Below are 14985 nucleotides of genomic sequence, written 5' to 3'. Positions count from 1 at the left end.
CCGCCTCCAGCGGCCGGGCCTAGCCGCCTCTCGCCGATGATGGAACGCGCCTGCTTTGCCATTTCACTGGCGTTCAGCGGGCATGCCCCATTTTCGTGCAGCTTCGCTACAATCCCTGCCCCCTTCTCCGCAGAGGCCTGCACATGGACATTGATCTCGCCCGTACCTTTCTCGAGATCATCCGCAGCGGCAGCTTCATCGCCACCTCAGAGCGCCTGCACCTGACCCAGACCGCGGTGACTGCACGGGTTCGCAGCCTTGAAGCCCAGCTGGGCTGCCGCCTGTTCATACGCAGCCGGTCCGGCGCGCGACTCACCAGCGATGGCGAGCGCTTCGTCGCCTATGCCAACCAACTGGTGCAGACCTGGGAAGCAGCCCGCCGCGACCTGCCCCTTCCGCGGGGCTACGACAAGCTGCTCTCGCTAGGTGCCGAGGTCAGCCTGTGCAATCCACTGATGCTTGCCTGGATCGAACGCCTGCACCAAGCGCTGCCCGACCACGCCTTGCGCAGCGAGGTGGCCACCGACAGCGAGCTTCAGCACAAACTGGACCTTGGCGTGCTGGACGCGGCCCTGGTGCATCAACCCGAATACCGCGCGGGCCTGCAGGTCGAGCAGCTGCTCGAAGAAAAGCTGATTCAGGTGGTACACAGCCACCTCCCCGAACCCTATCTGTACATCGATTGGGGCCCGGCGTTTCGCAGCCAGCATGACCGCGCGCTGCCCGAGCACATCCGCTCCGCACTCTCCTTTAGCCTGGGCCCCATGGCCCTGCAGTACCTCGTTCAGCACGGCGGTCGGGGCTACTTCCGCACCCGTGTGGTTCAGCGCTATCTCGACGAAGGTCTGCTCAAGCGGGTCGAGCAGGCGCCGGAGTTCAGCTATCCGGTCTATCTGGTCTATCCCCGCGCCGCCGAATCGCCAACTCTGACCAAGGCCATCGCCCTGCTCAGGGAAGTCGCTGAAGAGGAATACGATTGGTCGCGCTGGAACTACGAGATTTGAGCGGGACACTTGAGTAGGTTTTCAAGGCCCAAATCGCTCATTCGCCGAGGCGCTTCATCCAGTTCTGGTACAGGCCGCCAACCAGATCGCTCTGCGTGATCATCCCCACCAGGCGCTGCTCGGCATCCACCACCGGCAGGCAGGACATGCCACGGTCGGCCAGCAGATGAACGAGATCAGTGAGATGGGCGCCTTCCTGCACCGAAACCACCGGCGCGCTCATGAGCCGCTCGACCCGGGCATCGCGGTTGAATGTCAGCCGCCGAACGTTGAGCCGGGAGGGGCTGGGCTCGAAGTGCTGCAAGAGATCGGTCAACGTGATGATGCCGACCAGCTCGCGGCTGTCCGGCTCGACCACGGCCAACGAGTGCAGGCGATGCTGACGGATGATCTGCCAGGCTTTGCGAATTTGGGCAGCGGGGCCGATCCAGTGGAGCTCGCGGCACATGATGTCGCCCGCCGTTACCCTTCCCATGCTCCGACGTATTGCGTGTGTCTCGGTGCGTTTGATCAGCTCGACAAGGTCGTCGCGGGTGATATCGACGATTTCGCCAAAGTCTTCCAACGCGAGATCCACATCATTGCCGGTAAAGCTCATTTGGGCCTCGCCCAGAGGCACGCTAGGGCGCTCTGCATCGCTGCTGGATGTACGTGGCTTGGGATAGGGGTGATGGGTCAGGTTGTTATAGACCAGCGCCGCAGCGATCAATAAAAGTGAATTGAAACCCACCGGAACAAGCAGACCATAGCCCAGCTCACTGATTCCTGGCCCACCGATGGCCGCCACCATCGCCAGAGCACAGCTGGGTGGATGCATGCAGCGCAGCAAGAACAGACACCCGATGGCCAGGCACACGGCAAGCACCGCTGCTGCCACCGTCGGCAACGCACTCAAACCGAGGGCGACCCCAATGGTCGTGGCAATAAGGTTCCCGCCAAGTACAGACCAGGGTTGCGCGAAAGGGCTGGACGAAGCACTGAACAGAATCACCGCCGACGCACCAGCCGGCGCGACGATATGCAGCGTGACCGGGCCACCAAACAGCCACAGGCCGATGGAAACCATCGGCAGCACTACGAGGCCCACACCGATCACCGCGCGCCCCCACTCCTTCGGCCCCACGCTCAGGGGCGCTGGAAAGAAGGAACGCAGCCAGTCTTTGAGGCGCTCTTGCATGGGGGCTCGGCTTGGGGAGGGCTATTGCTTTGAGGCACTGGCCCAAGCCACTGGTTCCGACGAAGCCTCCTGGCCGGCTGCACGGTGAACGCTTGGCTGCGTCAGTCCGGCAAGTGTTTCAACCAGTTCTGGTAAAGGGCTGCGATCAAATCGGTCTGGGTAATCATCCCCACCAGGCGCTGCTCACCATCGACCACCGGCAGGCAGTGCAAACCTCGGTCAGATAGCAGAAACACCAGATCGACCATGTGCGTGTCCTGATTCACCGTGACCACCGGCGACGTCATGATCGAGCGCAAGCGAGCGCCACCGGGGCGCCTCAGCTGACCGAGGCGGATCCGCGCAGGGGTGGAGCGCAGGTGCTTGAGCAGGTCGACCAGCGTGACGATGCCCATCAGCTCGCGCCCGTCGTCCTTGACCACCGGCAACGAATGCAGCCGGTGTTCACGCAGGCTTTTCCAGGCCGCTTGGGTCGAGCACTCGGGCGTAGCCCAGTACAGATCACGGGACATGATGTCGGCCGCGGTCACCTCACCCATGGTGCGGCGCAGGGCATGCTTCTCGGTTTGTTTGATCAGTTGGGCAAGATCGTCTCGGGTGACGTCCACGTATTCACCAAAGTCGGCGAGCGCCTTGGCGACATCGTCCTCGCTGAAACTCATGCGCTCGCTGGGCAGCGAATCGAAGGTGTGATGGCTGTTGACCCGAGCGCCGCGCGGTTTCGGATAGGCGTGTCCGGTGAGGTTGTTGTAGACCAGCGCCACCGCGATCAGCAGTGCCGAATTGAACGCGACGGGATACAGCAGCGAGTAACTGACTGCATGAATCTCGGGACTGCCGACCACCGCGACCAGCGCCAGCGCCGCGCCTGGCGGGTGCAGGCAACGCGCGCCCAGCAGGCAGATGATCACCAGCGCACCGGCCATCCCCGCTGCCGCCACCACCGGCAGGCTGCTGGCACCGAGTGACACACCGATCAGGGTTGCCAGCAGATTGCCGACAAGCACTGACCAGGGCTGAGCGAACGGGCTTGAAGGCGCGGCGAACACCAGTACAGCTGACGCCGCAGCGGGTGCGGCAAGGGGCAATGTGAGTGATGTGCCAAACACCCATGCGCAGGCGGGCAATACCACCAGCATCGACAGCGCAACGCCCACAGCGACGCGCAGCCACTCGACGGGCCGCGCCGACAACGGCGCGGGCACAAAGGATCGGCACCAATCGAATAGGCGTTCCTGCATGAGTCCTGCTTGATCATCAGTTGCTTCGAGATGTCGCAGCGGCACTGAAGGCCGGCGCAACACAGCGGATCGAGCAACGCGCCAAAATGTCGCGTCGCTCGATAAGAGCGCACATTATCGGTGCGCCGCCTGAAGTCGACTAATGATTCATCTTGCAGCGTTACAGCAATATGCCTGCTCTAAAGCATCCGATGCAGCAATATCGGTGAATTAACCCAGTCATCAGCTACCGCTATACCGCCTGCTGCATCACTGAATGGTGTAGCCGTTATCCACTACCCAGTCCTGGCCGAAGACGCCGCGAGCCCCTTGGGAGAGCTGGAACAGAACGACATTGGAAACGGCCGAGGCTTCGAGAAAATGGCCTGGCAATAAACGCTTGGTGACGCCCTCGGCCACCTGTTCGAGCTGTTCGTCAGGAAGCCCGAGCGAGCCCCAGATCGCGGTCGCGGTAGGGCCGGGCGAAACTACGTTGATGCGCACGTCCAGCGGTGCGAACTCCACTGCCAGAGTTCGGGCATGGGCGACCAGCGCCGCCTTGCTGGCAATGTAGGCGGCCAGCCCCGGGAAGGTGCTGCGCGTCAGGAAGGTCCCAATGAACACCACTGAGGCCGGCTTGGCCAGCTCGGCACGCAACGCGGCCAGCGTGTTCAGCGCCGCCGCGCCATTGACGGCCCACTGACGATCAAAACAGGCCGTATCGAGGCTGTCACCCAACTCCGCTATCCCCGCATTCGGCACCAGATAGTCCACTGGCCCCAATTCGCCAGCCCGGCGCGCCAGCAGTTGCAGATCGTCTGTCGAGGTGACGTCGCCGCTCACCCAGTGCAGATGCTCCGGATAGGTCTCGAGCAACTGTGACAACCCGCCCAGGCTGCGCGACATAGCCAGCACCCGTGCGCCGCGTTGCAGCAGCGCCGTGCACAACGCCAACCCGATTCCGGAACTGGCGCCGGTCACCACGGCCAGGCGGTCTTTGAATTCACTCTTCATCATCATCTCCGATGCCGGCAATCGCCGAGCCGCTAGCTGCCCGTCCCGGTATGGGCAGGCAGCGGTTTCAAGGGGTAAAGCCGAGGTAAGACGTTGCGGCAGCGGTCAGCCGGGATGGCCATCGACCCGCGCGGCGACCAGCATGGGTGCATAGCGCAAGGCATAGAGCGCGAACGCCAGCGCCCAGCAGATCGCAGCCATCCACAGGCCGATCATTGGCCATTCGCCGGCCAGAAAAACCCGTGCCGCAGCGCCGAGGTTGAACAATACGAAGGCGGCAACAATGCCTGACGGCAGCTGCAGCGGCCGCCCGGTATGGCCGAGCGTGACCCTCGCGATCATCGCCAGGATCAGCCCGCTCATGGAGCCAACCGAGAGTGCATGCAATGACGAGCTGGAGCTGGCCAGCAGGCCGAAATTCCACAACGCCAAACCCGCCGCTGCTACCACCAGCCAGAGCATCGCCAGATGCAGCGACCAGAGCAGCGGCACACGCCAGATTCCGGCGTCGTACCAGCGCACCAGCCGCACCAGATGCCCGGCGGCAATGGCCAGAAAAAGCACCGCAAGCACAATGTTTTGTTGCAGCGCGAAGCCCGCGGCATAAAGCACTGCGATCAGGCCGGTGCCGACCAGCAATGCGACGTCCAGCCAGAGCCAAGGCTTCACCGCTTCGGTATGACCAAGGCCGCGCTGGGTGAAGAAAGGGATGACCCGCCCGCCGATGATCGCCATCAGCGCGGCGATCAGCCAAAGCCCGGCCAGTACGCCCTGGCGCTGGAGGCTATCGTCGCCCTTGGCAAGGCCGCACAGCACCAGCACGTCGGCACCGATCATCAGCGTCAGCACAACAATGATCGGATAGTTGCGCTTCTGCCGGACGACCCAGAGCATGCGCGCCATCAAGACGGTTACGCCGAGCATGAACAGCAATTCCAGGGGGATCAGCAACGCCAGCGGCAGGCCAAACAGCCAGCCCAGTCGCGCCAGTAGCCAGACTGCGGCCAGCGCCATCAGCTTGTTGCCGGACACACCCGGCTGGCCGGTCCAGGTTTGCCCAGCGGTCAACAGAAAGCCCGCCACGATTGCCATGGCAAAGCCGAACAGCATTTCGTGACGATGCCAGGACAACCATCCCCCGGTTGGCTGAAAACCTGGCCAGAGGCCTGTCCATACCGCAACCCAAAGAGGAATCGCGAACAGCGCAAACAAGCTGCCAGCGAGAAAAAACGGGCGAAAGGCAAGCCGCCACAAGGGCGGAATACTCAAGGCTTTTCGCCGATCGATGACTTGCACAAAGGCCTCCTGACGATCTTCTACGTCGACTCACAATACTCGCCTGCGGGCCGAAGAACCGCGGCTCGGAGATTTCCAGAGCCAGGATTACTTTCTACAGGTTAGGACGCGTTTACAGACTTGATTGCGATCAGCTTTTCAGGGAGATGCGAGCAGTAGCGACGATCGGGCGGGGAGATGGCGCGGGAAGGAACAGCCGGTCTTCGGTTTCAACCGGCGCTCTCAAATCCGTAGGGGCGCTTCGGCGAACCGTAAGGACGAATCTACTCGTCTGGCACCGCTGGTGGGATAAATCCCCCCCTACAAAAGCGGTCCGTGCATGGGGCGGCGTTATTACCACGAGGCCAACCGTAGGGGCGAATTTGTTCGCCTGGTACCGCTGGCGGGATAAATCCCACCCTACAAAAGCGGTCCGTGCCTGGACGCGGCGTATCACCGCCAGACCAACCGTAGGGGCGAATTTATTCGCCTGACACCGCTGGTGGGATAAATCCCACCCTGCAAAAGCGGTCCGTCCGGGGCCGCGGCGTTATTACCGCGACGCCACCTTGGGGACGAATGTATTTGCCTTGCACCGCTGGTGGGATAAGTCCCACCCTACAAAGCGGGTCCGTGCCTGCGCACGGCGTATTACCGCGACGCCAACCGTAGGGGCGAATTTATTCGCCCAGAACTGCAGGCGTGATCGGGCCCACCCGGTCAGTAGAGTGGATCACGCTTCATCGATCCACCAAGCGGAGTTACGGCGTATATGAAACAGCCACATCCGCCCTGAGGCAACGAGGATGCGAGTGAAGCGGGCGCCTACTTCGGCTCGTGCTTGACCGTTTCGGTCGAGGCAGCGCTTTCGCCATCACCCATGGATTTGCGGAAGCCACTGATCGCGCCGCCCAAATCCGAGCCCAGTCCGCGCAGACGCTTGGTGCCGAACAGCATGACCACGATCAACAGCACGATCACCAGTTGCCAGATGCTTATGCCCATCATTTTGCGTTACCTCATCGAGTTATAGGTTGCGGTCTAGTGACCGGCGTGAGCTTGTTGGTGATTCGACGTGCCGTGCTGCATGCCGGACGCCTGTTGCAGTACCGACTGATCGATGTCCTCAAAGCGCAGCACCCTACCGCCGTGCAACGCGGCCAGGCCCTTGGCGGCGGATTCGTCCGAGAAGGTCGCCAGCACCGCGCCCATCGCGCCTTTCAACTGGGTGCCGGTGACATAGTAGGCGCTGGTCGCGTCGATCAGGTAGGCGTCATCCGGTTGTTCCCAGGTGCTGCGGCCCATGTCGTGTACATAGAGTTTTGCGTCGAGCATGCGGTTTTCCGGTTGCAGCCACCAGCCGAGCATTTCCGCGGTGGAGCAGAATTTCCGCACCCCGCCCTTTTCCACCGCCTGGCCTTTGGGGCCGGGAAAGTCGCTTATCACCATGCCGCACACGTGGCATTCATCGCTGCTGTGAAAGGCGACCGGTTCCAGCGGCTGTTCATCCCGATCCGCCTCACCGCAACCGGCTAGGCCGAAGAGCAGCGCCGCGGCGATCATGACGCGTGAAGCATGGGTATATAACGCATTCATGGTTACAGTTTTCCTTTTCGTTGATCACGCCAGGCGGCGGCGGAACACACCGTAGGCCAGCAAAAGGGCAGCGCCCACCCAGAACATCAGGCACAGCCAGAGCGCGGCGGCCGGCATCGGCAGATCACTGCCTAGCGACAATACCCCCATGGCGTTGCCACCCTCGAAGCCGGCCAGATTGATCAGGCGGTAGATATCGGCCGGGTTGAGCAGCAGCAGCCAGGGCAACAGCTCGGGGCTGAAGGTACCTTCGCTGAGCACCAGCAATGCCAGCAGCACCAGGTCGAACACCAGCACGAAGAGAAACCAGACGCCTAGCGCCAACCCGGCTGCGCTGGACTTTTCGTTAACCTTGCTGCTCAGCACGTAGGCCATGGCCAGAAACACCCAGCCGAGCAAGGTCGAGGACACCATGAAGCGGCCGAACGCCCAGACCAGCAAGCCGATCTCGATGTCCTCCACCAGCACGGCAATGGCGAGCATGGCGCAGCCGAAGCCGATCAGTACCGCCAGCGCCAGGATCAGGCCGTGACCGACGAACTTGCCCAGCAGGATCTGCCCCCGCCCAAGCGGGTAGGTCAGCAGCAGCATCAGGGTGCCGCCCTCGTCCTCACCGACGATGGCGTCGTAGGCCAGCAACAGCGCAATCAGCGGCATCAGAAAGGTGGCCAGGCTGGCCAGGCTGGCGATGGTCGCCGGAATCGAAGTGAAGCCCAGCTGCCCGGAGGCGGCAGCGCCGAGCCAGGCGATGCCAACCGCCAGTACCGCGAAGAGCAGACTGATGGCAAGCAACCAGCGATTGCGCAAACCGTCGCTGAATTCCTTGCGGGCGATATTCCAGATCTGGTTCATAGCGTGCCCTCCGCCGTGCGTACATCGCCGGCGCGCTCCATGTAGTAGCGATACAGATCCTCCAGCGAAGGCTGATGAATCTCGATGTCTTCCGGCTGGTCTTCGCCCAACAATTCGCGCAGCAGCGGCAGCTTGTGGCCGTTGATGGCCGAAACCTCGACGCTGCACTCTCCCAGCGAGCGCGCGCTGTGCCCGGCAGCGCCCCAGCGCTTGAGCCAACCGGCACTGTCATCTATGCCGCTGGCGCGGATGCGCACCGGCAGGCCCGCCTCGGCGCGCAATTGCGCCAGGCTACCGACCGCCTGCAGCCGCCCCTTGGCGAGGATCGCCGCGCGGTTGATGTGCGCCTCGACGCCCGGCAGCACGTGCGAGCAGAGAATGATGCTGGTACCGCGCTGCCGCAGGCGGTCGACGAGCTGATAGAGGTCGCCGGTGGCGATCGGGTCCAGGCCCACGGTGGGCTCGTCGAGCAACAGCAGGCGGGGCTCGCCGAGCAGTGCCTGGGCCAGGCCCAGGCGCTGGCGCATGCCCTTGGAGTAGGTCTTCACCCGACGTTCGGCGGCATGGGCCAGGCCCACCTGCTCGAGGAGTTCATCGACCTGCTTGAGTGGTGCGCTCTTGAGTCGGGCGAAGTGGCGCAGGGTCTCGCGGCCGCTGAGCTGTGGATAGAAGGTCACGTTTTCCGGCAGGTAGCCGAGTTGGCGGCGAACCTCCGGATCATTCGGCGCGCGCCCAAGAACCCGCACCTGCCCTTCGCTCGGCGCCAGCAGGCCAAGAATCAACTTCATGCTGGTGGTCTTGCCCGCGCCGTTGTGGCCGAACAGGCCCAGTACTTCGCCCTCGCCGAGGGTCAGGTTCAGATCATGCAGCACGGTCATGCTGCCGTAACGCTGGTTCACGCCCTGGATTTCTACAGCGCTCATGGCGTTGACTCCTGCGGCTTGCGCATCGTTGGTTCGGTTGGCGGCTTCATCAGCGGATGGCTGTCCTGCACGCCGGGAGACTTGATCACCGGAAAGGCGCGCTGAACCCAGCGCAGCACTTCGATGCTCGGGCTGTTCATCAGCAGGCGCACCTGCGGATAGAGCCAGAGCAAGCGGTCGACGTTGTCGTTGGGTTCGTAGGGGACGTCGCCCAGCCCATCGCTGTTGCGGTCCCAGCCGAGGTAGTCGCTCCAGTAGTTGCCGCGCCCGTCCTGCGACCACTCCTGAGTGCGGGTGGCGACGTATTTGACCTGCTGCTGATTGCCGATGAAGGCGTTGCCGGAGATGCGGTTGTCTTCCGAGCCAGCGGTCAGATGGATGCCCATGTCGCTGCGCTGGAAGTGGTTGTTCTCGATGGTGTTGAACAGCGAGTTGTAGATGAACAACGCCTTGCCTTCACCGCCGCTGATCATGGCATCCCCTCCGGTATCGCCCCGCTCGACGTCGGTGACGACGTTGTCCTTGAGGGTCGAGTAGGTGATGTAGTTCATCAGGATGCCGTAGTTCTGATCGTGCTCGGAGCGGTTGCCGATCACCGTCAGCTTGCGGCTCTGCATCAGCGCGTAACCGGTGCGCGTACGGCGGGTGATGTTGCCGATCACGCTGTTGTCGTTTGCGAACATGTAGTGCACGCCGTAGCGCAGGTCTTCGAGCACATTGCCTTCGAGATGATTGCCGTTGGAGGTGTCGATGTAGATGCCGTCGCGGGTGTTGCTCACGTGGTTGTCGATGATTCGTGCACCACTTACCGCGAACAGATGGATGCCGTTGCCGCGGTCCTGAGAGCGGACGCTGGCGTCACCCTCGACGCGGTTGCCGATCAGGCTGACATCCCGCGAACTGTCTACCCACACGCCGAAGCCCGGGCCACGCAAGTGGTTGTTGCGGATCACCACGCGCTGCGCTTTGGGCTGGATGAAGATGCCGGCGTTCATTTCGGTGAGGTTGCGTCCCCAGTCGACCACGCTGCAGCCGTCGACCGTAACATCTGAGGCCTCGATCAGCAGACCGTTGCCCTCCCCTTCTCCCTGGAAAACGGCGCCCGGCTCGCACTGCAGCACCATGGACTGATCAATGCTGAACTGGCCGTGGTATTCGCCAGCAGGCAGCCGCCAGTGGTTATCCCCTTGTGCCTGCAACGGCAGTCGGGTGATCGGTTGCAGTGCCGCCTGGGCAGCACCGCAGAAAAACAGGAGCACCAGTAGTGCCAGGGGTTGTTGCCATTTCGTTCGCGACCGCGCCGAAACGGCAATAGGCCCTAAAAGTTGGAGCACTGCGATTACCTTCTTTCTATCCGATGGCTTGCGTATGCACATCTTTCGCAGCCCCCTGTAGCAATTGTAGGAGCCGGCTTGCCGGCGATGCTCTTTGCCCAGCTGATCGCCAGCAAGCTGGCTCCTACAGGTTCGGTTGGCAAACGCAGCTTTGGGTACCGCAGCCAAAGACTGCGGCTCCCTTATCAGGCCAAACTCAGGCCGGCTCGACCAGCATCCGGCCGACCATCTCCATGTGCAGCGCATGGCAGAACCAGCTGCAGTAGTACCAGTGCAGGCCTGGCTTGTCGGCTACGAAGGTGATGGACGAGGTCTGCTGCGGGCTGATCTCCATGCTCGCGCCGTGATTGACCATGACGAAGCCGTGGGAAACATCCTCGATCTGGTCGATGTTGGTGATGGTTACGGTGACTTCATCGCCCTGCTTGACGTTGAACTCGTTGAGGCCGAATGCGGGCGCCATCGAGGTCATATACACCCGCACCTTGTTGCCATCGCGGATGACCTTGTTGTCGGCAGTCAGGTTGATGCCATCCTTCTCGGCGCGCTTCACGGTCTCGGCAAAGAAGGGGTCGTTGCGGTCCCAGATCTTCTTGGTTTTGATCTGGTCGCGGCGGGCCATGATGCAGTCATGCGGCTCGGCGAATGTCGGGCCGTCGTGAACCAGCTTCATTTCATCGCCAGAGATGTCGATCAGCTGATCGTTCTCGGGGTGCAGCGGGCCGGTTGGCAGAAAGCGATCCTTCGAGAACTTGGAGAGCGCGACCAGCCATTTGCCGTCGGCTTCACTGGTTTCGCACAGGGATGCGTGCAGGTGGCCTGGCTGGTAGTGCACATCCAGCTTCTGCTTGATGTAGTTGACCTTCTCGCCGTTGTAGGCGCGTACCGCCTCGGCCATGTTCCACTTCACCACCTGGCTGTCGATGAACAGCGTGGTGTACGCATTACCGCGACCGTCGAAGGTGGTGTGCAGCGGGCCGAGTCCCAGCTCGGGCTCGGCGGCGACCACATCGCGCGGATCGTTCAGCTTGTCGTCGAACAAGTCATCGAGCTTGGCAATTTCGATCATGGTGACCGTTGGCGACAACTTGCCGGCGGCGATGAAGTACTTGCCGTCAGATGAGGTGTTGCAGCCATGCGGGTTCTTCGGCACCGGGATATAACGGGTCAGCTCGGAGCCAGCCCGACCGTCAACTACCGGCACTTTTGAATTGCCAAGGGTGGTGAATTTACCGGCCTTGATGGCAGCTTCGATCCGCGGGATGTTGTAAACCACCACCCAGTCGCGCTCGTTGCGCATCATGCCGCCCAGGTCGTAGGCCTTCTCCGAGTTGTAGCAGGTGGATGCGGCGTACTTGCCAGTGTAGTCGGCGTCGGTGTTGTCGAGGTTGCCGTCGACGATGACCTGAAAGGCCATTTCCATCTTCTCGGCATCGATGACGTTGAACATGGTGTAGCTGTTCTCGTCCTGCAGGTCGAAGACCTTGCCGTCGTTCGGGTGCGGGATGACGAACTCAGCGTTGGCGAACACGTACTTGGTGTGCGGCACCTTCTGCAGGCGCAGGCCGTGGATGGCCTGGACGTTCGGCACGGTGAGCATCTTGTCGCACTTCATGATGTCCAGACGGATACGCGCGACGCGGCTGTTGGCCTTGTCGTTGATGAACAGGTACTTGCCGTCGTACTTGCCGTCAGTCATCGAAATGTGTGGGTGGTGGCAGTCGCCGTTCAGGAACTTGGCGCTTTCGCCCATGATGTGGCGGCTTTCGTTGGTCAGACCCCAGCCGGTAGCGGAATCAACGTTGAAAACCGGGATGCGCATCAGCTCACGCATCGATGGCACGCCGACCACGCGCACTTCGCCTTGGTGACCGCCGCTCCAAAAGCCGTAGTAATCATCCAGCTCGCCCGGCGCGACGTGAATCTTCTGGCGCGCTTCTTTGGCCGCCGCTGCAAAGCTTTCGCGCGTCATCACCGCGCCACCGAATGCCGTCGCCGCCACAGCAGCGCCGGTCAGGGCACTAGCACCCAGAAAGCCGCGCCGACTGAAGCCAGTCTTTTCCGGTGTTTCAGGGGTGTTCTTGATCTTGTCACTCATGGGTGTTGCTCCTTATCGCTTACAGACAGGTCAACGATCGGTTTCGAGCAGCTCGTACGCCGACGGACATTCAGGGTTCCACTACTTGCACTACAGGGATCAGCGTCGGATCGGCCGGCGCCTTCTTGCCGCGCTTTGCGCGCTTGTTCTTCAAGATCAGTGGTGGGCATTTGTTCTCGTTGTGGTAGGTCATCTGGCAGTCGAGGCAGTAGTGGCACTCGTTGTGATTGATGTGCCCGTCCGGGTGAATGGCCTGGATCTCGCATTCCTTGGCGCACAGCTGGCAGGGGTCACCGCATTCCTTGCGGCGCTTGAGCCAGTCGAACAGGCGGACCTTGCTGGTAACCGCCAGCGCCGCACCCAGCGGGCAGACGTAGCGGCAGTACACCTTGCGGGTGAAGATGTTGATGACCAGCAGGATCACGGCGTAGGCGACGAACCACCATTGGCGGTCGAACTTGAGGGTGATGGCGGTCTTGAACGGCTCTACCTCGGCGGCCTTCTCGGCCATCATCATCGACTCGAGCGAGAGGCCGAACAGCACCAGCAGGACGATGTACTTGATGGCCCAGAGCCGCTCGTGCACCGCGAAGGGCAGCTCGTACTGCGGCACCTTGAGCTTGCGCGCGGCTTCGTTGATCAGCTCCTGCAGGGCGCCGAAGGGGCACAGCCAGCCACAGAACACGCCGCGTCCCCAGAGCAGGATGCTGGCGGCGGTAAAGGTCCAGATGATGAAAATCACTGGATCGGAGAGGAACAGCTCCCAGCGGAAGTCCTGGAACAGCGCATGGGCGAAGGTCAGCACGTTAACCACTGACAGCTGCCCAAGGGCGTACCAACCGATGAACACCACGGTGAACACCAGATAGCCGCGGCGCAGCCAGTGCAGGAACTCCGGCCGCTGGGTGAACTTGTCCTGCAGGAACAGGATGACCGTCAGCAGGCCCAGCGCCGCGAGGATCACGCCGATCTGGAACGACTTCTGATACCAGATGTTGACCCACACCGGGCGGTTGGCTTCCTCGATGGCGGCCAGCTCCTCGGCGGTCGGCAGTGGCCGCTCGATGTACTGCTCGGGCATCTGATACGGCAGCTCGAAGCTGGTGAACATGCCGCTGATCGGACCGATCTGGCGGCGCACCAGCAGCTCCAGCGTCCAGGGCGAACCTGGATCGAACGCGGCGTGCTCACGGACGATGAACACCGCCATCTCGCTGAAATCCGGAATGCCGTCGGCATACACGTCGTCCAGCCGCTGGAAGTCCATGTCGCGGAAGCTGATGACGTTGCCGAACTGGCGCAGCTGCACCCGATCGAAGATGCCGCCGCGCACATAGCCAGAGCCTTTGAACGAGTATTCGCCGCTGCCCATCACCGCGACGGCGTGCTCGCCCGGCTTGAGCTCACCCATCAGATCGTCGTAATGCCTGTCGCCCAGCAAGGCGCGGCCGATGGTGGGCGGATTCAGATGGGTGGCGTAGAGGTCGATGAAGGTGTCTTGCACCTCGTCAGCAGTGGCTTCGTCGATGCCTTCGGCCTCGGTGCCCTTGAAGGCCTCGTCGATGTCGCCCTTGGTCAGGTGCAGGCGGCGGATCGCGCCGTTGCCGGTCAGGTCGCTCCAGGTAGCCTCTTCGTAGTAATCCTCGCGGACGGTTGCTGGCTTCTGCGCGATGCCGACGTTGTCTTCCACCAGCCCCAACGACACCGCGACATCGTGGGCCGCGCGCATGACGATCTCGTTGACCACCATCACCGTGACAGTGGCACCGGTGACCGCATCAATGGTGACCGCGTTCTCGTCCCGGGAGCGGCCGACGACGACGCGCTGATCAACCCTGATGCCCTGGTATTTGGCGTTGAAGGCGTGCAGCTCTTCTTCGGGAATGCCGATCAGCAGGATCGGTTCATGGTGCTCGAGCACGTAGGCATCGACGATCACACCCTGCGGATCGAGCAGCACCTGCATGTTGATGGGTTTGCCCGAGTAGGCCGGAATGTCCACCACATTGATGGACTGAAAGGCATAGCCCAGCACCTCATCGTCCTTGGTGATCGTGCGGACTTGATAGTCACCCTCAGCAGCCGAGACGCTTGCTCCGGCGAAGAACTGGTCGATGCGCTGTTGCTCGACCTCATACTCTTTGGCCTGCAGGGTGAATGCGCTGAACATCAGTGCCAGCAGCAGGACGATGCCAACCCCTCGCGCGCCTCTGGTACCAGCTGCGAAACAGAAACGGGAAGTCATGGCCTACCTACTTAGGTTTGCGAATATGAGCTGATGGTAGGGAGCAGGCCTGGCGCTCTCCTTGATTGATATCAAGCTTGGCCGGTACCTGTGATTGCATTGAGCCATGTCAATGCGGGAGGTGGGAGCGGGTACAGCTACGCGAACGTGCCTGTTGCAGGCTTCTACGAACGCTCCCGCAGGCTAGGCCTATATTCGGCAGCTAGCGAGCCCGTTCGTCTATCAGCGCCGTAGGATGGGTGGAGCC

Annotated in this window: 12 protein-coding genes; 1 reads left to right on the top strand and 11 read right to left on the bottom strand. The window is 62.0% G+C overall.

What is annotated here, in order from left to right:
• Positions 1-143: 143 nt before the first annotated feature.
• Positions 144-1004, top strand: a complete 861-nt coding sequence (locus tag NA619_RS22800) for a LysR family transcriptional regulator (RefSeq protein ID WP_255964070.1) — start codon at positions 144-146, stop codon at positions 1002-1004.
• Between the two features lie 37 nt (positions 1005-1041).
• Here NA619_RS22800 and NA619_RS22795 read toward each other — a convergent pair whose 3' ends face one another.
• From NA619_RS22795 to nosR, 11 genes are all read right to left on the bottom strand, one after another.
• Complete coding sequence (locus NA619_RS22795; protein WP_255964069.1) at positions 1042-2181, bottom strand: HPP family protein; 1140 nt, start codon at positions 2179-2181, stop codon at positions 1042-1044.
• Between the two features lie 101 nt (positions 2182-2282).
• Positions 2283-3422 carry an HPP family protein gene (locus NA619_RS22790; RefSeq protein ID WP_255964068.1) on the bottom strand — a complete coding sequence of 380 codons (1140 nt, stop codon included), beginning with the start codon at positions 3420-3422 and terminating at the stop codon, positions 2283-2285.
• Between the two features lie 249 nt (positions 3423-3671).
• Complete coding sequence (locus tag NA619_RS22785) at positions 3672-4415, bottom strand: SDR family NAD(P)-dependent oxidoreductase (protein ID WP_255964067.1); 744 nt, start codon at positions 4413-4415, stop codon at positions 3672-3674.
• Between the two features lie 105 nt (positions 4416-4520).
• On the bottom strand, positions 4521-5711 hold the full coding sequence (locus NA619_RS22780) for an NnrS family protein (RefSeq protein WP_255964066.1): 1191 nt from the start codon (positions 5709-5711) through the stop codon (positions 4521-4523).
• A gap of 804 nt (positions 5712-6515) precedes the next feature.
• Positions 6516-6698, bottom strand: coding sequence for a twin-arginine translocase TatA/TatE family subunit (gene tatA / locus NA619_RS22775; RefSeq protein ID WP_255964065.1), 183 nt, complete (start codon positions 6696-6698; stop codon positions 6516-6518).
• A gap of 33 nt (positions 6699-6731) precedes the next feature.
• Positions 6732-7286: a nitrous oxide reductase accessory protein NosL gene (locus tag NA619_RS22770; protein ID WP_255964064.1), complete on the bottom strand. Its 555-nt coding sequence runs from the start codon at positions 7284-7286 to the stop codon at positions 6732-6734.
• Positions 7287-7310: 24 nt separating this feature from the next.
• Positions 7311-8138, bottom strand: a complete 828-nt coding sequence (locus tag NA619_RS22765; protein WP_255964063.1) for an ABC transporter permease — start codon at positions 8136-8138, stop codon at positions 7311-7313.
• Positions 8135-9061 (bottom strand): ABC transporter ATP-binding protein, encoded by a 927-nt coding sequence (locus NA619_RS22760; protein WP_255964062.1) that lies wholly within the window; start codon positions 9059-9061, stop codon positions 8135-8137. Before NA619_RS22760 ends, NA619_RS22765 begins: the two co-directional genes overlap by 4 nt.
• Positions 9058-10332 (bottom strand): nitrous oxide reductase family maturation protein NosD, encoded by a 1275-nt coding sequence (locus tag NA619_RS22755; protein WP_255964090.1) that lies wholly within the window; start codon positions 10330-10332, stop codon positions 9058-9060. The genes NA619_RS22760 and NA619_RS22755 overlap by 4 nt, the downstream gene beginning before the upstream one ends.
• A gap of 259 nt (positions 10333-10591) precedes the next feature.
• A complete protein-coding gene (gene nosZ / locus NA619_RS22750) occupies positions 10592-12493 on the bottom strand; it encodes a TAT-dependent nitrous-oxide reductase (RefSeq protein WP_255964061.1) in 1902 nt (633 codons plus the stop codon).
• Positions 12494-12563: 70 nt separating this feature from the next.
• The gene (gene nosR, locus NA619_RS22745; protein ID WP_255964060.1) at positions 12564-14738 is read right to left on the bottom strand and encodes a transcriptional regulator NosR; all 2175 of its coding nucleotides are present in this window, start codon (positions 14736-14738) and stop codon (positions 12564-12566) included.
• Between the last annotated feature and the right edge of the window lie 247 nt (positions 14739-14985).

Origin of the sequence: Stutzerimonas stutzeri, assembly GCF_024448895.1 — a bacterium.
Taxonomy (GTDB): domain Bacteria; phylum Pseudomonadota; class Gammaproteobacteria; order Pseudomonadales; family Pseudomonadaceae; genus Stutzerimonas; species Stutzerimonas stutzeri_Q.
Note: the sequence above shows the minus strand (reverse complement) of the source record. Positions and strands in the feature narration are given on the sequence as shown.